This window comes from Klebsiella sp. I138 (genome assembly GCF_051131765.1).
Lineage (GTDB): Bacteria > Pseudomonadota > Gammaproteobacteria > Enterobacterales > Enterobacteriaceae > Klebsiella.
The window spans coordinates 299,135-318,014 of the sequence record NZ_CP180447.1 but is presented as its reverse complement, the minus strand read 5'-3'; the positions used below and the strand labels follow the sequence as shown (position 1 = coordinate 318,014).

Genomic DNA, 18,880 nt, shown 5'->3' with positions numbered 1-18,880 from the left:
CAACCCCGGCCTGCCGCCGGGGCTGGCCGGGAATCAGCTACCGCCGGAAGTCCGGCGCTGTAGCTGATCGCGTAGATTAGGCGGCGTACCTTTGATGGTCAGCGTATCCGTCGCCGGGTCCCAGAACACCCGCTCGCCCAGCAGCATTGCATCGAAGTTGATCGTTAACCCGCCGCCGCTGCCGGCAAACTTGGTTAACTGGCGCAGCGTACTGCGGTCCGCCGGGAAGCTCTCTTCCAGTTCATACCCTTGTTCAGCCGTAAATTCCTGGAAGGATTTCTCGCTGACGCCGGCAAGCTCTTTTGATAAGGACTCCAGCTCGATCTCTTCACCCGCCTGCAGCTGCTCGTTGCAATAGGTATAAACCTGCTGACGCACGTTCTGCCGCTCTGATTTATCGAGCTGAGCATCGGAGGCGAAATCATCGATAGCCTGTAACAGGCCGCGGTTCTGCGCTTTGGCATTCAGCCCTTCACTGGCGCCCAGGAAGTCCATAAAGAAATCGGCCACTTTACGCCCGACCCGGCCCTTAAGGAAGGTCAGGTAGCGGGTCGATTCCGGGTTGGTTTCCCATTCGGTTAAATCGATGCGCGCCACAATATCGGCATGATTAATATCGAGATAGTGAGTGGAGCTGATGTCCAGATCTTCGTTAACACGCATGCTGCTCAGGTTATTCAGCACCGCCACCAGCAGATACTCTACCGCCAGATAGCGATACTGGCAGAACAGGACGATACCGCCTTCCGCGAAAGGATATTTCGCCAGCTCGTCGCGCAGACGACCGGTTGCCGCCCGGCTGAACGGCAGAAAGTCTTCTTCGCCCTGACGCTGCAGGCGTAGGGCTTGCGCCAGCTCGCTCTCTTCATTAAACAGACCGTAGGCCTTGTTTTTCGCGCTGTAGACACGATGCAGCTCGGCCATCATTTCCACGACCGTCGCATTCGGCTCCAGTAAGGAATCGCGCAGCACCAGCTCGAGGTTTTGTTCATCACGTTTAATTAACTGATGCAGGGCAATCTGGTCGATATCCAGACTCATGTTAAACTCTCCTTTTAGACCGGCCGGTATTCAACCACCGCCGGGACGGCGACGCAACCACCGCGTGACTCTTCGACCGCCTGAGACTCGCGATCCTGCGCGCTTTTGCGCCGTGGCGAAAAAATGCGGAAAAAAAGCTGCTGCTACGGTAATATGTTGCCCTTTCACGAACAAACAGATTTTGAGTTTATGCCGCAATTATCCCGCTATAGTGATGAACACGTCGAACAGCTGCTCAGCGAGCTGACCAACGTGCTGGAAACACACAAAGCCCCCGTTGACCTTTCACTGATGGTGCTAGGCAATATGGTGACCAACCTGATCAATAGTAGCGTCGCGCCGGCGCAGCGTCAGGCAATCGCCCGTTCTTTTGCCCAGGCTCTGCAGTCTTCAATCAACGACGACCCGGCGCACTAAGGATAACCAACAACTGTATATGGTGACTCTTCGTCAGCCCTACCGAGAAAAAATCTCCCAGATGGTCAGCTGGGGGCACTGGTTCGCCCTGTTCAACATGTTGTTGGCCATGGTGCTCGGCAGCCGCTATCTTTTTGTCGCCGACTGGCCCACGACTCTGGGCGGACGTATTTTCTCGTATGTCAGCCTCGTGGGTCACTTCAGTTTTCTGGTCTTTACCAGCTATGTCCTGATTCTCTTCCCGCTGACCTTTGTCGTCATATCGCAGAGATTGATGCGCTTCCTGTCGGTCATTCTGGCGACCGTGGGTATGACGCTATTGCTGATCGATAGCGAAGTCTTTACCCGTTTCCACCTGCATCTTAACCCGATTGTCTGGGAACTGGTGATCAACCCCGATCAGAATGAGATGGCGCGCGACTGGCAGCTGATGTTTATCAGCGTGCCGGTTATTTTCTTGCTGGAAATGCTGTTTGCGACCTGGAGCTGGCAGAAGCTGCGCAGCCTGACGCGCCGGCGCCGCTATGCGCGTCCCGTCGCCTGGCTTTTCTTTCTCTCTTTTATCAGCAGCCACCTGGTTTATATCTGGGCGGATGCGAACTTCTATCGCCCGATCACCATGCAACGGGCAAACCTGCCGCTTTCTTATCCGATGACGGCCCGCCGTTTCCTTGAGAAACATGGCCTGCTTGATGCCCAGGATTACCAGCGTCGTCTGGTGGAACAGGGCGCGCCGGAAGCCGTCTCCGTAGAGTATCCGCTGAGCCCCCTGCGCTACCGGGATCTGGGCGCTGGCTACAACGTTCTGCTCATTACCGTCGATAACCTGAACTATTCGCGTTTTGAGAAAAACATGCCGGAACTTGCCAGTTTCGCGCAGGAGAACGTCAACTTTACCCAGCACATGAGTTCCGGCAACACCACCGATAACGGTATGTTTGGCCTGTTCTACGGGATTTCACCGGGCTATATGGATGGCGTGCTGTCGGCCCGCATCCCGGCAGCCTTGATAACCGCCTTTAATCAGCAGGGTTATCAGCTGGGCCTGTTCTCATCCGATGGCTTCAGCAGCCCGCTCTATCGTCAGGCGCTACTGTCAGATTTCTCGCTGCCGAGCGAGAAAATGCAAAGTGATGAACAAACGGCGAACCAGTGGATTGGCTGGCTCAATCGCTATGCTCAGGATGAAAACCGCTGGTTCTCATGGATTTCGCTGAACGGCACGACGCTGGAGAATAGCCAGCAGCAAAACTTTGCCCGCCGCTATAGCCGTGCCGCAGGAGATGTCGATACCCAAATCGGCCGGGTGCTGAGCAGCCTGCGTGATGCCGGGAAACTGGACAATACCGTGGTAATTATCACCGGTGCTCACGGCATGCCGCTGAATCCGCAGCACGGTCAGTTTGACTGGTCCCGGGATCGGCTGCAGGTACCGCTGGTTATTCATTGGCCTGGAATTCCGGCGCAGAACATCGCAACGCTGACTAACAACAAAGATGTGATGACGACCCTGATGCAGCGCCTGCTGCACGTCTCCACACCGGCCAACGAATATTCGCAGGGTGAAGACCTGTTCAGCCCCGCACGTCGCCGGCCCTGGGTGACGGCAGCCAACAGCGACACGCTGGCTGTCACCTCAACCGAGGTCACCGTGGTGCTGAATCACAACGGTACCTACAGCACCTGGAACAGCGACGGTAAGAAAATTGATAACCGGAAACCTCAGCTCAGTCTGCTGTTGCAGATCCTGACGGACGAAAAACGATTTATCGCTAACTGATTGATTAATTATGAATCAATCAGTCGTTCGTGGCTTGCATTCGGTCGGGGAACGGGTAATATTGTCCTTCATGCGTCGGCACGTAGCGCAGCCTGGTAGCGCACCGTCATGGGGTGTCGGGGGTCGGAGGTTCAAATCCTCTCGTGCCGACCAAAAATCCCTGAAAAACCAGCCTTTTAAGGCTGGTTTTTTTATGCCTGTTTTTCGTACGGGGAGTCTGTGGGGTGAAACCCTGTCATGAGGTACAAGACAATAATAGTAATGCAAAGTATCTAATCTGGTTTTAGTAACCTCTTTGTAGAACCCTACCCTTAACTTGACTATATTCTTGTCGCTGGATGTTCTTACCTAATACTTTTAAGAAAACCATACCGTAAGGTAAAGTCTCCCCATTGTATGGTTAAGACATCATCAGGCCTGGGCTACTTAAGTAAAACCGCTACACTCTGTTCCGTAACGAGCATAATAAGAAAACGAGATGTTGTTTTATCTTCAGCGTGTAACAGTATTGTGGCTTTCATTGAGCCAAGCGATTTTACTGGCTTTCTTTGTGTAAAACAGCATCAATTGCACGCAGTAACTGTGCCGACACAGAATTCCATGCGACTTCAGCCGCCTTAGTTCCTGAAGCATATCCCCACATATTGTTTTCTTGATGCTCAGCAACCAGTGGGACTGTGAACTCTATTTTCTGTGGGCTTGTTTTATCCTCAATGACAAAATCAACCCATGCAGTTCCATTCCACCAACCTTCTGTACTTACCGCTGACGAGTTGATAACCGTGTTCCCCTCAGCAACCCCCATAACAGTCCCCCACCCATCTGTCGCGGATGAGCGGGCCGAATACACCGCACTCTCATAGCCTGACGAAGTTATAATTCGGCTGCCAAAATTAGCGCCTAATACAATGAGCCTGATTCTTACTGCCGTCCGCCCATTTGGCACTTTATCAAAGTCAGAGATCCACTGAATATTATTCCCATAAATTTTTGTTAAACTTTCTTTTATTGATTGTGTTGCATTTTCATCTCGATTGCTGGTTCTCCCATCAAAAACAGACATCATAAGAGGATATTCTAAATGGATATCAGGCCTTGGAGATGAATCAATTACTGGTGTAATCGTTCTCTCAGTCGCACACCCCGTCAACATTGAAAGCACAAAAACAATGGCAATAAACTTACTCATGTTATTTATCTCTGAAATTATTTAAAGTTTCGAAATTCATTATGTTACAATAAGAAAAACGAGCTACTTATTCATCACAATAAAACAACAATCATGATTTTTATGTCATCAAATCAATCTCACTAACAAAATAAAAATAATTTATTATTATCAAGTGCTGCTATAGTTCCCATAAACCACATAGCTGACTTTCGTTAATGAACAGTTAAAACAAGAAATTAGATTTAACCTCTCGGGCAGGATTATTACGCACATCGATAAATAAGAAAAATATCATACGAGAACCGCATGTCCTAAATCATTAATCTTAGATAATGTATGATTGTTTTTCATATAAAAACATTAAGCCCCAACCTTTAACAACCCTTAATAAATAGCAGGCTAATTTAAATTACTGTTAGAATAAATTTGCAGTTTCTGAAGGTTTAATCTCATCACCATCATGACAACCAACATAACCAATTGATAAATAATGATAAATCAAACACCCTTCCATTATTTTATTGCTGAAATCGTGAACCGCAGCTAGAAATCACAACAGGCATGATCATTTATCATGCCTGCCGGATTAGAATGATTGGATAAAGTGAGGTGTAACTCTATTTGTCTTTGTAGGCAGTTGCTCTTATTATTTCACTGGTTGCCCAATAGGAAGGCGCACTGCCTGGATCTATGACAACATATTGAGCGCCCTTTTCTGCTGCCTTATCTAATACTTCATTCATTGCATTTTGATAACCCGTATGACGAGCAACACCAGTTAAGGTAGAAGAGCCGGTTATATTCGACACAAATTTATACTGCTGAGCTTGTTCCTGGGATATCACCTGAACATGTGCTGCTCTTTCTGACATATTTGTAGCACACCCAGCCAATGTCATTAACATTAATGACACAGAAATTATTTTTAACCGCTTCATCACTTACCTCTAAACATTTATTAAAAATTAAATTTTCAAGTTATTTCAGATACTATACCGCAAACAAAACATACATATAAGTATTTCAATGAATTATTATATTACGTATTACTTATTTCATAAAAAAAGCATTTTCCTGGAGGTGACCTGGTGAATGTTCTGATAATCTTCTGAATAAAGACATTGCATCTTCATTCGCAGCCTCGCAGAAAAAGCAGTGCAGGTTTCTAATTCGTGTGCAAGGGGAGTGCTACAAAATTACCCGCAGCGACCATGATAGCCATTTTCTGTCAGGCCAGAGCAGCTAAGTAAGTGCTGACTTTACCAATAGGCATGGTCTACGTTACAGCAGAGTATGACGAAACAGGTCTGTCCCTTCAGCTAGAAACCTACCTTTTTAGCAATAACCGTATTTCTTCTCCGTTGATTATGCCCGTCATTTACGTCATAACCTCCAGGAGAGGTTTACACCGGGATCGTGCCCCTCAGGTGTCGAGTTTAAACCAGAGAGACTACAATTTGACTGTACCAGTCATAAGCCGGAACAATGAATATGAGAGTTAATGGACTTACGAAGGGATTTTTTATCCTGATTTTGCTGGTGGTCAGCCTCGCCTTTTTTAATGTTCTTTCCCCCTATTATTCAGCAATTCTGTGGGCGGCGATTCTGTCGGTCATTTTCAATCCGGTGAAGAACAAATTGCGCACCCGCCTTGGCGAGCGCAACGGTCTGGCGTCGCTGTTAACGGTGGCGATTATCTGCCTGATTGTCTTCACCCCGCTGGCCATTATCATTTCATCGCTGGCGATAGAGCTGAACCTGGTTTATACGAGGCTACAGCATAATGACACCCAGTTTCCTACGGTGGTGGCAAACCTGTTTGCCCACCTGCCAGGATGGGCCAGAAGCTTTCTCTCCGAGCATAACCTTGATAGCGCCGAGCAGATTCAGAAACAGCTCTCTGACGTGGCCCTGAAGGGCGGGCAATATCTGGCCGGCAGCGCATTTATGATTGGTAAAGGAACCTTCGGCTTTACCGTCAGTTTTGGCATTATGCTTTACCTGCTGTTTTTCCTGCTCAAAGATGGTCCCTACCTGGTGATGCTGATCCTTGAAGCGTTACCGCTGTCTAACTACGTTAAGCAGCACCTGTTTGCCAAATTTGCAGCGGTATCACGAGCAACCGTAAAAGGTACCGTCGCCGTCGCCCTTGCACAGGGGATACTTGGCGGTATTGCTTTTTCGGTCGCCGGTATCGATGGCAGCATTTTATGGGGCGCCATCATGGCGTTTTTGTCGCTTATTCCGGCGATAGGTTCCGCCATTGTCTGGATACCAGCAGCCATCTTCCTGTTTGCCACCGATCAGCTCTGGCAAGGGGCGTTCATCGTCGGCTTCTTCGTGATTGTCATAGGCCTGGTGGATAATATTTTGCGCCCGCTATTGGTGGGTAAAGACACCAAAATGCCGGACTATATGATCCTGATAGCCACCCTGGGGGGCATGGAGATTTACGGTATTAATGGCTTTGTCATCGGCCCGCTGATCGCCGCCCTGTTTATCGCCTGCTGGAATCTGCTATCGGGGCGCGAGCACGCCGGCAATACTGACGAAATAGATGAAGAGTTCATCGAAGAAGGAAAAATCAGTCGCGATGAATAAGCATCGGGGGGAACGTCGTTTCCCCCCTTCACTGGCATCACCTGTTATTTGGCATATCCTTTAAAGACGCCGTTTTCGGTGACCGCAACTTTTCCGGTGTGGTAAACAATAAAGTTATACAGCCCTTGCTGATAAACCGTGGCCTTTTCCGCTTTCTCAAGCACCGCAGCCGGTTTGCCGTCAACGGTCATCCCACCACTGGTCACTTTGATCGTCATCCCGGCGAAATGTTTCGTTATTTCCCGGGCGCTTTGCGCATGCTGGACCGCGTTGGCCGCATTCTCCATGGCCTGTTTCTCATAGGTGGCGTTAAGGGCAGCCTGCTTATTTTGTTCTGCTAAGTAGCAGGTGTCTTTAGAAATCCCTTTGGCTTCACAATTAGCCAGACGTTGCGCCTCAGAGGTACATCCGGCAAGAACCGATGCGGCCCCCAGAACCATGACCAGCACGATTTTATTTACTTTCATCTATCATCACTCATATGATTGATTCACAATTAATAACCATTCCGTTTCAATTAATTTCCCTGATGAATCATTCTAATTCGGGAGCATTGTTCTGTTCGACTGAAATAAACTCATATGAAAACTTCTTCGCTTATTGATAATTATCAATACCGGGCAGCTGATTTCTGTCAGTCGCCAAAAATCATCAAAAAAGGTTGCAGAACCTTATGCTCAAAGGAAGATAGCATAGAGTGAATGCTTGCAATCCATATTAAATATCCAGCTTATCCGCCCAGAATATATGAAAATGTTGGTAAATAATTCTTACCATTCAGCAAAAGAGTGTTAGTCTTTTGGCGTTAAAGATCGATAACAAAGGATGATGAATCGTGAAGAAATTCTCTACGCTTGCTGTTTCTCTGCTGGCCGTTGCCTGTGTTTCCACCAGCTCGCTGGCCGCTGAACAGCCTCTGGAAAAGGTTGCACCTTATCCGAAGGCGGAAAAAGGCATGAAGCGTCAGGTGATTCAGCTGCCACAGCAGCAGGACGAATACGCATTTAAAGTTGAACTGATGATTGGCCAGACGCTTGAAGTTGACTGCAACCGCCATCGCCTCGGCGGCCATCTGGAAAGCAAAACCCTGGAAGGCTGGGGCTACAATTATTACGTGTTTGACAAAGTGACCTCACCGGTTTCAACCATGATGGCCTGCCCGGACGGCAAAAAAGAGCGTAAGTTTGTCATGGCGGGGTTAGGCGATGATGCCATGCTGCGCTATAACAGCAAGCTGCCTATCGTGGTTTACACGCCTGATAACGTCGAAGTGAAATATCGCATCTGGAAAGCAGATGAAACTATCGGCAATGCCGTCGAGCGCTAAGCGCCTATCCCGGCAGGCGTGAACGGTAAAAATCCGGCGGCAAATGTCGCCGGATTTTTTATTTACAGTGCGATATCCGCCATCGGTTTATCGCCGGACAGAGGCTTCAGCTCCGCCGCAGGGACATCATCCACCACCGCAATCGGCTCATAGTGTAGCTGCAGAACCTCACTGGTCCACGCCAGCGCCTGTTCAATCGCCGCTGGATTCCCATCGAGGCGCAGGCCGTATGATGGAACGATCTCTTTCAGTTTCGCCTGCCAGGCCGCTGACTGAACCTTCTCTTTAAAGACCTTTTCCATCAGTTGCAGCATGATTGGCGCCGCCGTAGACGCCCCTGGAGAAGCCCCCAGCAGCGCAGCAACGGTACCTTCATCATCGCTGACCACCTCGGTGCCCAGGCGCAACACGCCCTTCTTCCCGCTACGTTTGATAATCTGCACGCGCTGGCCGGCCTGCCACAAGCGCCAGTCTTCTTTATTCGCTTCAGGATAGTATTCGCGCAGCGCCTCGTGGCGATCGTTATCTTTTTGCATCACCTGGCTAATCAGGTATTTCACCAGATCGAAGTTATCCAGACCGACATTCAGCATCGGCAGAATATTCGAGGTATTGGTTGATGCCAGCAGGTCCCACAAAGAACCGTTTTTCAGGAAGCGCGTTGAGAAGGTGGCGAACGGCCCGAACAGCACTACGCGCTTGCCATCGATAATCCGCGTGTCGATATGCGGCACCGACATCGGCGGCGCGCCCACTTCAGCCTGACCGTAAACTTTTGCCAGATGGTGGTTAACCACCTCCGGATTTTCACACACCAGGAACTGACCGCCCACCGGGAAGCCAGCGTACTCTTTCGCCTGCGGAATGCCGGTTTCCTGCAGCAGCGTCAGCGCGGCGCCACCGGCGCCAATAAAGATAAATTTGGCTTTAATCACGCGCTTCTGGCGACGGTTATCGGCATCGGCCAGAGTCACGGTCCAGCTATTGTCCGCGTTGCGCTTAAAACGACGTACGACGGTACCAAGCTGGAGGGAGAAATTATCATGGGTCTGCAGGCCGGCAATCAGCTGACGGGTGATCTCACCGTAGTTGACGTCGGTCCCGACTTCGGTTCGGGTAGCGGCCACTTTTTGCTGCGGATCGCGTCCTTCCATCACCAGCGGCGCCCAGGCTTTAATCTGCTGATGATCTTCCGAATAGCGGATCCCACGGAACAGCTCGCTCTGCTGCAACGCCGCATAGCGCGCGCGCAGGAAATTCACATTGTCTTCGCCCCACACGAAACTCATGTGCGGTACGCTGTTAATAAACGATTTCGGCTTACTGAGTATGCCGCGTGTCACCTGGTGGGCCCAGAATTGCCGGGAGATCTGGAAGGATTCATTGATATCGACCGCTTTGTCGATGTTAATCCCGCTGGCGGTTTGTGGCGTGTAGTTCAGCTCCATCAATGCCGCATGACCGGTACCCGCATTGTTCCAGCCGTTCGAGCTCTCTTCAGCTACGCTGGACATCTGCTCGACCATGGTAATAGACCAGTCTGGCTCAAGTTCCTGAAGCCAGGTTCCCAACGTGGCGCTCATGATGCCGCCGCCAATCAACAATACATCCGTCTCTTGCTCATGGCGGGTGTTGGTCCGAGGTGTATTTGAACCAACCGCCGGTGAGCTGGGTACGGCCATCTTTTTCTTCATCGAATTTGAGCCTTACTTTACTCGCTTTTATATTTAGCGCAGGTGAAACGATTATCGAGAATCAAGGTAACACTGAAGATCAAAAAATTAAATATTGTTTAAAATTTAAGTTGAGTTTTGAGATCTGTTATAAAAATGTTTAATAAATGTGTACGGTAAATCATATTTTGTACTGGTATATGTCACGTTCACGCGCTATCATCCCCTGTTTTGTGACAGACCGCACACAAGCTCAGGCTCGTGGCGCCGGCTTTTATCTACCAGCGAAACGCTTATGCATCAGGCCACAAACCACGTCCCGACCTCTTCAAATGGCGCTCTTCGCCACGTATTACGCTCGCCGTCGCTGCTGACCCGGGAAACCCTGGCGGGCGTACTCACCGCGCTGGCCCTGATTCCAGAGGTTATCTCCTTTTCTGTGATTGCCGGAGTTGACCCGAAGGTCAGCCTGATAGCCTCCGTTGTGCTGTGCCTGACGATGTCAGTTCTCGGCGGCAGACCGGCCATGGTCACCGCTGCGGCCGGGTCGGTTGCGCTGGTCATTGGGCCAATGGTGCACCAGCACGGCGTGGGATACATCCTGCCCGCTGTCATTTTGGCTGGTATTATTCAAATTTTGTTTGGATTGTGCGGCATGGCCCGGCTGATGCGATTTATTCCGCAAGCGGTGATGACCGGTTTTGTAAACGCGCTGGGGATCTTGATCTTCTTTGCCCAGGTACCCCATTTCTGGAGCAAACAGCCGCTGATTCTCGCCCTGTTTGCGCTGACGTTGCTGATCGTGCTGTGGGGCCCGCGCTATATTAAAGCCGTCCCTTCGCCGCTGATAGCCATTGTCCTGCTGACGCTGTTTACCGTCACCACCGGCCAGGTGCTGCCTACCGTCGGAGATGAAGGCACGATGGGCGGCGGATTACCGGGATTCACTGCTCTGCTGGTTCCGCTCGATCTGCATACGCTGCGCATTATCTGGCCCTGTGCGCTGAGCATCGCTTTCGTTGGCCTGATGGAATCATTGCTGACGGCGAAACTGGTGGATGACCTGACCCATACGCCATCGAACAAAGCGCGCGAGAGCGCCGGGCTGGGCATCGCCAATATTCTGGCCGGACTCTACGGTGGTATCGCCGGCTGCGCGATGATCGGTCAGACCATCGTTAACGTCGAAATGGGCAAAGGCCGTAGCCGCGTCTCAACCGTTGCGGCGGGCCTCGTACTGCTGCTGCTGGTAACCGGCCTGAGCGAAGTCATGGCGAAAATTCCCATGGTGGTGCTGGCCGGAGTCATGGTGATTGTGGCGGCAAAGACCTTCAGCTGGCATAGCATTCGCCCGGCGGAAGTGACGCGTCATCCGTGGCCGGAAACGCTGGTAATGCTGGCGACCGTCGGGGCGACGGTCGGGACCGGCAATCTGGCGATTGGCGTACTGACCGGTCTCGTGCTGCTGGTGCTGATTCCCCGTCGCCTGCGCAGCAGACCGCCGGTTACATCAGAAATATCGTCGCCAGACCCAGAAAAATAAAGAAACCACCGGTGTCGGTGATAGCGGTGATCATTACGCTTGAGCCGACCGCCGGGTCGCGGCCCAGTTTGACCATGACCATCGGGATAATCACGCCCATCATCGCCGCCATCAGCAGATTCAGCATCATCGCCAGCGTCATCACGCCGCCCAGCTGCGGGTCCTGGTACAACCACCAGGTGATCGCCCCCATGATCCCACCCCATACCAGGCCGTTAATCAGCGCAACGCCCATTTCACGCATAATCAAAAACGAAAAGCTGCCGGGTTGAATGTGCTGTAGCGCCATGGCGCGCACGATCATCGTGATCGTCTGATTACCGGTATTCCCGCCGATCCCGGCGACAATCGGCATTAATGAGGCAAGCGCCACCAGCTGCGAGATGGTGTGTTCAAACCCGTCAATCACCCGCGAAGCGATGAAGGCGGTACACAGATTCACCGCCAGCCACGCCCAGCGGGTTTTTACCGCTTTACTGACCGGCGCAAAAACGTCCTCTTCGCTGCTCAGGCCGCCCATACCGCGCAGGTCGCTGTCCGTCTCCTCATAAACGACGTCAACGATCTCATCGATGGTCAGGCGCCCCATAAGCTTCCCTTCGGCATCAATGACCGCGGCACTGAGCAAGTCGTCACGTTCAAAGGTCCGCGCTACCTTTTCCGCCTCTTCGTGCGGCTGGAAGGTTACCGGATCCCCTTCCATCACATCGCCAACCCGCTTTTGCGCATCATTAAGCAGGATCGTTTGCAGCTCCAGTTCGCCCAGCAGGAGCTTATTGCGGGTGGTGACAAACAGCTTATCGGTGTTCTCCGGCATTTTACCCAGCCGCCGCAGGTAGCGCTGTACCGCCGCCAGGGTCATTTCCGGGCGCACGACAATGACTTCAAACTCCATGATCGCCCCGACGGTATTGTCGGCATAGCGCATCATCTGGCGCACGCGTGCGCGTTTTTCCGGCGGCATCGTCGCCAGTAAACGGCCGGTCAGGTTTCGCGGCAGGTGCTGAACCAGATAGACCTGTTCGTCGATATCCAGGGTTTGCAGCGCGTCCAGTACCTCGTGGTCGCTCATCTTATCGATGAGGTCGCCCCAGACGTTCTCTGACGCCTCCAGCAGCACCTCGCCACGTTTGTCGCTGCTTACCAGCTGCCAGAGCGCATTACGCCCGTCGTTAGGCAACGCTTCCAGGGCATCGGCGAGATCCGGCGGCGGCAGATGGGAGACCAGCACTTCGACTTCCGCCAGATCGTCCGCCAGCGTGCCGTCGTCATAGCGTTCAGCGAGGGTTAATTTGCCTGTCAGCGCCGAGGTCACGGCTTTATCGGTGGTCAGCAGCCAGATGAGGCGAGCACGCTCTTCATCACGTAATCTGGCGCTTTTTTTATGCAAAACGGACATCGGTCAGGCAATCCTTTTGAGAATATATGTCAGGCCAGGTGCCATAAGCATAGCGCGGGGAGGGAGAAAAAATAACCGTCACCCTGTTCAGATGACGGAAAATTCAACAACCGCGCCTCTTGTTCGCCAGGAGGCGCATTTAATCAGGCGGTGCGGGCTACCGCATCACGGCTAGCCAGCTCACGCTCTTCTCCCGTCAGCTCTGTCAACTGCCCGCTGCGCATTTCCAGCAGACGGTCAGCATGCTGGAAGTAGTGATCGTCGTGGCTGATGGCGAAGACGGTTTTCCCCATCTGCTGCATCAGCGGTAGCAGCACCTGGTAAAACTCACGCCGGAAGTGGGGATCCTGGTCCGCCGCCCACTCATCCAGCAGAATGATATCCCGCTCTTCCGCCAGCGCCAACAGCAGCGCGACGCGCTTTTTCTGCCCTTTCGACAGTTTCAAATCCACAATCTTGCCGTTATCCAGCCGCAGCTTATGCGCCATCTGCAGGTAGTCCATCCACTGCCCGACCAGCGCGGGGTCGGCCGCTTTTCCATCCGGTCCCAGCAGCTGGTCAAACAGCCAGACATCGGTAAAGACCGCGGAGAAAAGCTTACGGTAATCTTCGGGCTTGTCCGCCGCAAGGGCCTGGCCATCGAGAAGAATCTGCCCGCAAGCCGGCTGATACAGCCCGGTCAGCAGCATCGCCAGTGTCGATTTACCGCTTCCATTGCCGCCGATCAGAAAGACCAGCTCGCCACGCTGCAGGGTCAGGTTAATCGGCCCCACCGCAAAGGTATTGTCCGGATAGTGGAAGCAGACGTCGCGCAGCTCCAGGGTCTGCCAGTGTGGATGCGGCTCCGGCTGCGGGAATTCGGCGCGATACGGCGCCAGGGAGAACGTCTTCAGCTTGTTAAACGCCACCTGGGCGCTGAGCAACGTAGGCAGCGCGCCGACCGCTGAAAGCAGCGGCGTGCGCAGGAATAGCAAGGTCAGCGAGTAGGTTGCCGCCACCGCCGTGTTTGCCCAGCCGAGGCCGTTTGCCATCCAGAACACCAGCCCGATGGCCCCCAGCATCATAATATTCGACCAGTTCACCGCACTGAGATGGAACGTATCGGCGCGGATAATGTGATGACGGTACTCGCGGGCATCCGGCAGATAAAGCTGGTTAAACACGTATTCTGCGCGTTCCCGGTTGAGGGTCAGCTCTTTACGCCCTTCCAGCACCGTCTGGTAATCATGGTACAGCTTGTCTTCGGTTTCCCGCAGCGTCGCCATATGCTTATAGACGCGAGCGACCAGCACAAACCCGCCCCAGATGGTGAGCGCCATCCACAGCGCGGTGACCATCATCATTTTTCCCGACAGCCAGGCCAGGTAAGCGGCAGATCCAAAAGTCAGGATAATACCCTGCACCAGCTCCGGCAGGCGCACAAACGCAATCGTAATATTGCGTACGTCGCTGCTTAACGCAGCAAGCAGCGAGGCACTGCCGATCTTCTCGACCTTTTCGATTTGGGTATCAAGGATGCGTTTGATAAATTCGCCGCGCAGGCGGAAGACAAAATGGTGTCCAAGCGCGGTCAGGGCCAGCTGGGAACCCAGCGTCACCACCATCAGCAGCAGTAATAAACCAAGAAACTCCGGCAGCACCGTCAACGACGTATCGACCACGGTCATCAGGCGCAGATTAATAAAGGCAATAAGCCCGATTCCCAGCGCCGCGCTGAGCAGGCTCAGGGCAATGACGGAGATAAACGGCCAGCGATACTGGCGCCAAACAAGCAGGAGGAGTTCCATAACACACAATCCGGGCAAGCAAAACAGCCAGCAGTTTAAACTGCTCGCCGATGACATCAAGAATAATTCTTATTTTTGTTCGTTGTAGCCAGTCAGACGAAAAGTGAGATTGTAACGGCAGGCGCCGGTCAGCGGATGCTCCCCCTCTTTCAGCGCTTGAATTCCATGGTAAAACAGACGCGACTCGCCCCCCCACACCACCACATCGCCATGTTCAAGCAGCACACGCCGCAGCGGGTCGTTACGCCGCAGGCCGCCAAACTGAAACACGGCGGGCAGCCCCAGCGATACCGACACAATCGGCGCCCGCAGGTCGCGTTCATCTTTATCCTGATGCAGAGAGAGCTTTGCTCCGGGCTGGTAGCGGTTAATCAGACAGGCATCGGGACTAAAACCGGGATAGCCGCAGACCAGCGCGGCCTCCGCTGCCAGTTCACTGAATATCGCCGGCATCGGCGGCCAGCGCTGGGCGGTTAGCGGGTCGTCGGGCGCATAGAGGTAGCCGTGCATATCGGTGGTCCAGCCAAGTCTGCCGCAGTTGGTCATCGCCACCGACATGGTGTAGCCTCCTGGCGTCACCATTTGACGAAACGGCGAATGGCTGGCGACGGCCTTCATCGCCTGTAGCAACGCCGCCGCGCGCGCGTACGCGAAGCGCCGCAGAATGGTGGCGCCCGGTGCCAGCGACTCCTGCCAGGGAGGCGTATCGGCGAATAAATCGAGCATCATTTCTCCTCTGTTTGCGCTTCCCGGGCCAGCAGTTGCGCTTTGCGAGCCGTTCCCCAACGATAGCCTGAGAGTGCCCCACCCTCGCGAACCACCCGATGACAGGGGATAACAATCGCCAGCTTATTGGCCGCACAGGCGCCTGCTACCGCTCTGACCGCACGCGGTTGGCCTATACTCTGCGCGACCTGGCGATAGCTACGGGTTTCTCCGGCCGGGATCTGGCGCAGCGCCTGCCAGACGCGCAGCTGAAACGCGGTGCCGCGCACATCCAGCGGCAGGTTAACGGCCTGGCGAGGGTCGTCCAGATGGGCAAAAACGTGCGCCACCCGCTGGCAGAAATGCGCATCGCCCGGCAGAAGTCGCGCGTGAGGAAAAAGACGCGATAACTCATCGCGCAGCGCCGCATCCTCTTCCCCCGGTAAAACGGCGCAGACGCCGCGCTCGCTTTCTGCGACCAGACAACGCCCAATCGCACAATCACCGAAGGTATAGATAATGTCGGTATCCTCTCCGCCGCGACGAAACTGGCTGGCGGTCATACCCAGAGCAGCATCTGCCTGACGATAATAGCTGCTGCCTCCGGGGAAGCCGGCCGCCAATACCGCGGGGGTCACTTTTTCCCCCTGCCCCAGCGCCTCGCGTAAGCGCCGCGCACGCCACGCCTGCTGCCAGGCTTTGGGCGTCATTCCGGTGACGGATTTGAATACACGATGAAAATGAAAAGGGCTGACCGCCAGCTCCTGCGCCAACGCCTCAAGAGTCACGGGTGATTCTTGCTCCAGCAGGCGGCAGGCTCGGGTCACTTTGTCGACTTTCTGCTGCTGCGGGTCGTTTTTATCCGGCTGGCAGCGCTTACAGGGACGAAAGCCGTCGCCGAGAGCCGCCTCAACGCTGGGGTAAAAACGGACGTTCTCCCGCAGCGCACGCCGCGAACGGCATGACGGGCGGCAGCAGATACCGGTGGTCAGTACGGCGAAAACAAACTGGCCATCGGCTCTCGCATCACGATCGCACACCGCCTGCCAGCGGCGATCGTCGGTATCGGTAATGATCGGTTTCATAACGGGCTCCTGCTTTAAGTGTATCGCCAGTCTGAATCAGCGCCCGATGAAAAAAATCCGAAATCTTGCTGTTTAATTCTTTTCGCCAACCAGAAAAGTGCGGAACTGCGGCGACATCCAGGTTTTAAACCCGTCGCCTTCTTTGACGATCATGTAGACCGCCAGCCCCTGCTTACGCACGACTTCCTGCGCTTTCTCCGGCCCCAGCACCATCAGACCGGTATCCCAGCCGTCCGCCTCAAGTGCCGTCGGTGCGATCACCGTGACCGAAACCAGCTTGTGATCGATGGGTCGGCCGGTTTGCGGGTCGATAACGTGCGAAATGCGCTTACCGTCCAGCTCATAATAGTTGCGGTAGCTGCCGGAGGTACTGATCCCGTGCCCGTTGATATCAACGATCGCCTGCACGGCATTTTCACGATCGGTGGGTTTCTGAATCGCCACCCGCCACGGCTGCCCGTCAGCATTCATCCCCCGGCTGACCAGCGCGCCGCCGACCGAAACCAGATAGCGCGAGATCCCTTCCTGCTCCATCAAGCGAGCCAGATGATCGGCGGCGTAACCTTCGCCGACGGTGGAGAGATCGACAAACAGATCCGGAATGTCTTTTTGCAGATATTGTCGATCGGCATGATTGATGACCGTCAGATGCTGTAACCCCGTGCGTGCTTTCGCGGCGGCGATCTGCTGCGGATCCGGCATTTTTACCGGCTGCTTGTCGGGGCCAAACCCCCACAGGTTCACCAGCGGACCTACCGTGATATCCATGGCACCGTCGGTTTTTGCGCCGATACGCAGCGACAGAGTGATAATATCGGCCATCGCTTCGCTAACCGGCCACGGGTCTGTCGTGGTGGCATGGTTAAAGCGCATAAGTGCAGAGTCGTTCTTCCAGGTGGACAGCAGGCGATCGTCGGCATCCAGCTGCGTCTGGACTTTTTGTCGCAACGCCTGAGCTTTGTTTTCATCAATGCCAATGACGCTGACCCGCCAGAAGGTGCCCATCGTCTTGCCGTCCAGCACGGTCGCTGCACTTTTTGACACGGTGGGAGTAGTGGCTGAATCGCAGCCGGAAAGCAGTACGCAGACGCTGAACAGCGCGGTGCGGAAAAAAGTGATATCCATAAAATCAGGTTCCTCTTGCTAAGGCAGCAAGATTACACCAGCAAGGTTAAACCGGGCATAAAAAAAAGGCGCCAGAGGCGCCTTTTTCATCAACTTCGTGCAACTTAGAACTGGTAAACCAGGCCCAGTGCAACCACGTCGTCGGTAGAGATACCGGCGTTACGGGTGAAGCTGTTGTCGTCCAGCAGGTTGATTTTGTAATCAACGTAGGTGGACATGTTTTTGTTGAAGTAGTAGGTCGCACCCAGGTCAACGTATTTCAGGATATCCTGGTCGCCGTAGTTACCCATGTCCTTACCTTTAGACTGCAGGTAAGCAACGGACGGACGCAGACCGAAGTCGAACTGGTACTGAGCAACCACTTCGAAGTTCTGTGCTTTGTTAGCAAAGCCCAGATTGCCAGCGCGAGTTGCGTTGTAGGTCTGGGTGTACTGAGTTGCCAGGTAGACGTTGTTCGCGTCGTATTTCAGGCCGCCGGTATAGGTTTCAGCGTGGTCGCCTTCACCCAGAACCAGTGCGTTCTGATCGTCGGTACGCTTGGAGTTAGCGTATGCGAAACCAGCGCTGATGCCATCAAAGATGTCATAAGTTACGGAAGTACCGAAACCGTCGCCGTTCTGTTTCAGAGCGCCACGACCGTTGTTGGTCGCGCCTTCGCCGCTGACGCTGCCGTTTTTACCCTGGTACTGCAGAGCAAAGTTCAGGCCGTCAACCAGACCGAAGAAGTCAGAGTTACGGTAGGTTGCAACGCCGTTAGCACGGGACTGCAGGAAGTTGTCAGAACCGTAGGTGTCGCCGCCGAATTCCGGCAGAACGTCGGTCCAGGAAGTTACGTCGTAAACAACGCCGTAGTTACGACCGTAGTCGAAAGAGCCCGCGTCGCCAAATTTCAGACCAGCAAATGCCAGACGAGTCCATGCCTGATCGCTTGAGCTTTCAGTGTTGTTCGCCTGAACGTTGTATTCCCACTGGCCGTAACCGGTCAGCTGGTCATTGATCTGAGTTTCGCCTTTAACGCCAAGACGCATGTAGGTCTGGTCGCCGTCAACGCTCTTGTCGTCAGAGAAATAGTGCAGACCGTCGATTTTACCGTACAGGTCTAATTTGTTGCCATCTTTGTTATAAATTTCAGCCGCATTCGCTGCGCCTGCTACCAGCAGAGCCGGTACCAGGAGGGACAGTACTTTAACTTTCATGTTATTAACCCTCTGTTTGTTATATGCCTT

The 18,880-nt window shown here is 53.4% G+C and carries 16 protein-coding genes and 1 tRNA gene; 6 read left to right on the top strand and 11 right to left on the bottom strand.

The features are described from left to right. Positions 1-33: 33 nt before the first annotated feature. The gene (gene yejK / locus ACMYSK_RS01450; RefSeq protein ID WP_434639652.1) at positions 34-1,041 is read right to left on the bottom strand and encodes a nucleoid-associated protein YejK; all 1,008 of its coding nucleotides are present in this window, start codon (positions 1,039-1,041) and stop codon (positions 34-36) included. 189 nt (positions 1,042-1,230) lie between these two features. Here yejK and ACMYSK_RS01445 point away from each other — a divergent pair, with 189 nt between their 5' ends. The 3 genes from ACMYSK_RS01445 to ACMYSK_RS01435 all read left to right on the top strand — a co-directional run bounded on the left by ACMYSK_RS01445 (position 1,231) and on the right by ACMYSK_RS01435 (position 3,391). Then, positions 1,231-1,458: a YejL family protein gene (locus tag ACMYSK_RS01445; RefSeq protein WP_015583825.1), complete on the top strand. Its 228-nt coding sequence runs from the start codon at positions 1,231-1,233 to the stop codon at positions 1,456-1,458. 19 nt (positions 1,459-1,477) lie between these two features. Then, positions 1,478-3,238, top strand: a complete 1,761-nt coding sequence (gene yejM / locus ACMYSK_RS01440) for an LPS biosynthesis-modulating metalloenzyme YejM (RefSeq protein ID WP_434639650.1) — start codon at positions 1,478-1,480, stop codon at positions 3,236-3,238. 76 nt (positions 3,239-3,314) lie between these two features. Then, a tRNA-Pro gene (locus ACMYSK_RS01435) sits at positions 3,315-3,391 on the top strand. A gap of 382 nt (positions 3,392-3,773) precedes the next feature. On the opposite strand, the gene ACMYSK_RS01430 is transcribed toward ACMYSK_RS01435, so the two are convergent. After that, positions 3,774-4,427: a hypothetical protein gene (locus tag ACMYSK_RS01430; RefSeq protein WP_434639648.1), complete on the bottom strand. Its 654-nt coding sequence runs from the start codon at positions 4,425-4,427 to the stop codon at positions 3,774-3,776. Between the two features lie 599 nt (positions 4,428-5,026). After that, a complete protein-coding gene (locus tag ACMYSK_RS01425; protein ID WP_434639646.1) occupies positions 5,027-5,347 on the bottom strand; it encodes a hypothetical protein in 321 nt (106 codons plus the stop codon). A 553-nt stretch (positions 5,348-5,900) separates the two neighbouring features. Here ACMYSK_RS01425 and ACMYSK_RS01420 point away from each other — a divergent pair. Next, the gene (locus ACMYSK_RS01420; protein ID WP_434639644.1) at positions 5,901-7,010 is read left to right on the top strand and encodes an AI-2E family transporter; all 1,110 of its coding nucleotides are present in this window, start codon (positions 5,901-5,903) and stop codon (positions 7,008-7,010) included. Between the two features lie 44 nt (positions 7,011-7,054). Here the strand turns inward: ACMYSK_RS01420 and ACMYSK_RS01415 are convergent, their stop codons facing one another. Continuing rightward, entirely contained in the window at positions 7,055-7,477 is a 423-nt protein-coding gene (locus ACMYSK_RS01415; RefSeq protein WP_434639643.1) for a hypothetical protein, read from the bottom strand. Between the two features lie 368 nt (positions 7,478-7,845). On the opposite strand from ACMYSK_RS01415, the gene eco reads away from it, so the two are divergent. Beyond that, complete coding sequence (gene eco / locus ACMYSK_RS01410) at positions 7,846-8,337, top strand: serine protease inhibitor ecotin (RefSeq protein ID WP_434639641.1); 492 nt, start codon at positions 7,846-7,848, stop codon at positions 8,335-8,337. Positions 8,338-8,399: 62 nt separating this feature from the next. Here the strand turns inward: eco and mqo are convergent, their stop codons facing one another. Then, entirely contained in the window at positions 8,400-10,031 is a 1,632-nt protein-coding gene (gene mqo, locus ACMYSK_RS01405) for a malate dehydrogenase (quinone) (RefSeq protein ID WP_434639639.1), read from the bottom strand. 274 nt (positions 10,032-10,305) lie between these two features. Here mqo and ACMYSK_RS01400 point away from each other — a divergent pair, with 274 nt between their 5' ends. Further along, complete coding sequence (locus tag ACMYSK_RS01400; RefSeq protein WP_434639637.1) at positions 10,306-11,553, top strand: SulP family inorganic anion transporter; 1,248 nt, start codon at positions 10,306-10,308, stop codon at positions 11,551-11,553. Here the strand turns inward: ACMYSK_RS01400 and mgtE are convergent. The 6 genes from mgtE to ompK36 form a co-directional block, all read right to left on the bottom strand. Beyond that, positions 11,516-12,952 (bottom strand): magnesium transporter, encoded by a 1,437-nt coding sequence (mgtE, locus tag ACMYSK_RS01395; RefSeq protein WP_434639635.1) that lies wholly within the window; start codon positions 12,950-12,952, stop codon positions 11,516-11,518. The two genes, ACMYSK_RS01400 and mgtE, sit on opposite strands and share 38 nt — an antisense overlap. A 143-nt stretch (positions 12,953-13,095) precedes the next feature. Continuing rightward, positions 13,096-14,739 carry a multidrug ABC transporter permease/ATP-binding protein gene (locus tag ACMYSK_RS01390; RefSeq protein WP_434639633.1) on the bottom strand — a complete coding sequence of 548 codons (1,644 nt, stop codon included), beginning with the start codon at positions 14,737-14,739 and terminating at the stop codon, positions 13,096-13,098. Positions 14,740-14,808: 69 nt separating this feature from the next. Further along, the gene (alkB, locus tag ACMYSK_RS01385) at positions 14,809-15,465 is read right to left on the bottom strand and encodes a DNA oxidative demethylase AlkB (protein WP_434643741.1); all 657 of its coding nucleotides are present in this window, start codon (positions 15,463-15,465) and stop codon (positions 14,809-14,811) included. Beyond that, positions 15,465-16,529 (bottom strand): bifunctional DNA-binding transcriptional regulator/O6-methylguanine-DNA methyltransferase Ada, encoded by a 1,065-nt coding sequence (gene ada, locus ACMYSK_RS01380; protein WP_434639631.1) that lies wholly within the window; start codon positions 16,527-16,529, stop codon positions 15,465-15,467. Before ada ends, alkB begins: the two co-directional genes overlap by 1 nt. Positions 16,530-16,601: 72 nt before the next feature. Next, entirely contained in the window at positions 16,602-17,654 is a 1,053-nt protein-coding gene (gene apbE / locus ACMYSK_RS01375) for an FAD:protein FMN transferase ApbE (RefSeq protein WP_434639629.1), read from the bottom strand. Between the two features lie 104 nt (positions 17,655-17,758). Further along, positions 17,759-18,850 (bottom strand): porin OmpK36, encoded by a 1,092-nt coding sequence (gene ompK36 / locus ACMYSK_RS01370; RefSeq protein ID WP_434639627.1) that lies wholly within the window; start codon positions 18,848-18,850, stop codon positions 17,759-17,761. Between the last annotated feature and the right edge of the window lie 30 nt (positions 18,851-18,880).

Coding starts and splice junctions, on each gene's coding strand:
- yejK (WP_434639652.1), bottom strand. CDS start 1,041: ATGAGTCTGGATATCGACCAGATTGCCCTGCATCAGTTAATTAAACGT.
- ACMYSK_RS01445 (WP_015583825.1), top strand. CDS start 1,231: ATGCCGCAATTATCCCGCTATAGTGATGAACACGTCGAACAGCTGCTC.
- yejM (WP_434639650.1), top strand. CDS start 1,478: ATGGTGACTCTTCGTCAGCCCTACCGAGAAAAAATCTCCCAGATGGTC.
- ACMYSK_RS01430 (WP_434639648.1), bottom strand. CDS start 4,427: ATGAGTAAGTTTATTGCCATTGTTTTTGTGCTTTCAATGTTGACGGGG.
- ACMYSK_RS01425 (WP_434639646.1), bottom strand. CDS start 5,347: ATGAAGCGGTTAAAAATAATTTCTGTGTCATTAATGTTAATGACATTG.
- ACMYSK_RS01420 (WP_434639644.1), top strand. CDS start 5,901: ATGAGAGTTAATGGACTTACGAAGGGATTTTTTATCCTGATTTTGCTG.
- ACMYSK_RS01415 (WP_434639643.1), bottom strand. CDS start 7,477: ATGAAAGTAAATAAAATCGTGCTGGTCATGGTTCTGGGGGCCGCATCG.
- mqo (WP_434639639.1), bottom strand. CDS start 10,031: ATGAAGAAAAAGATGGCCGTACCCAGCTCACCGGCGGTTGGTTCAAAT.
- ACMYSK_RS01400 (WP_434639637.1), top strand. CDS start 10,306: ATGCATCAGGCCACAAACCACGTCCCGACCTCTTCAAATGGCGCTCTT.
- mgtE (WP_434639635.1), bottom strand. CDS start 12,952: ATGTCCGTTTTGCATAAAAAAAGCGCCAGATTACGTGATGAAGAGCGT.
- ACMYSK_RS01390 (WP_434639633.1), bottom strand. CDS start 14,739: ATGGAACTCCTCCTGCTTGTTTGGCGCCAGTATCGCTGGCCGTTTATC.
- alkB (WP_434643741.1), bottom strand. CDS start 15,465: ATGCTCGATTTATTCGCCGATACGCCTCCCTGGCAGGAGTCGCTGGCA.
- ada (WP_434639631.1), bottom strand. CDS start 16,529: ATGAAACCGATCATTACCGATACCGACGATCGCCGCTGGCAGGCGGTG.
- apbE (WP_434639629.1), bottom strand. CDS start 17,654: ATGGATATCACTTTTTTCCGCACCGCGCTGTTCAGCGTCTGCGTACTG.
- ompK36 (WP_434639627.1), bottom strand. CDS start 18,850: ATGAAAGTTAAAGTACTGTCCCTCCTGGTACCGGCTCTGCTGGTAGCA.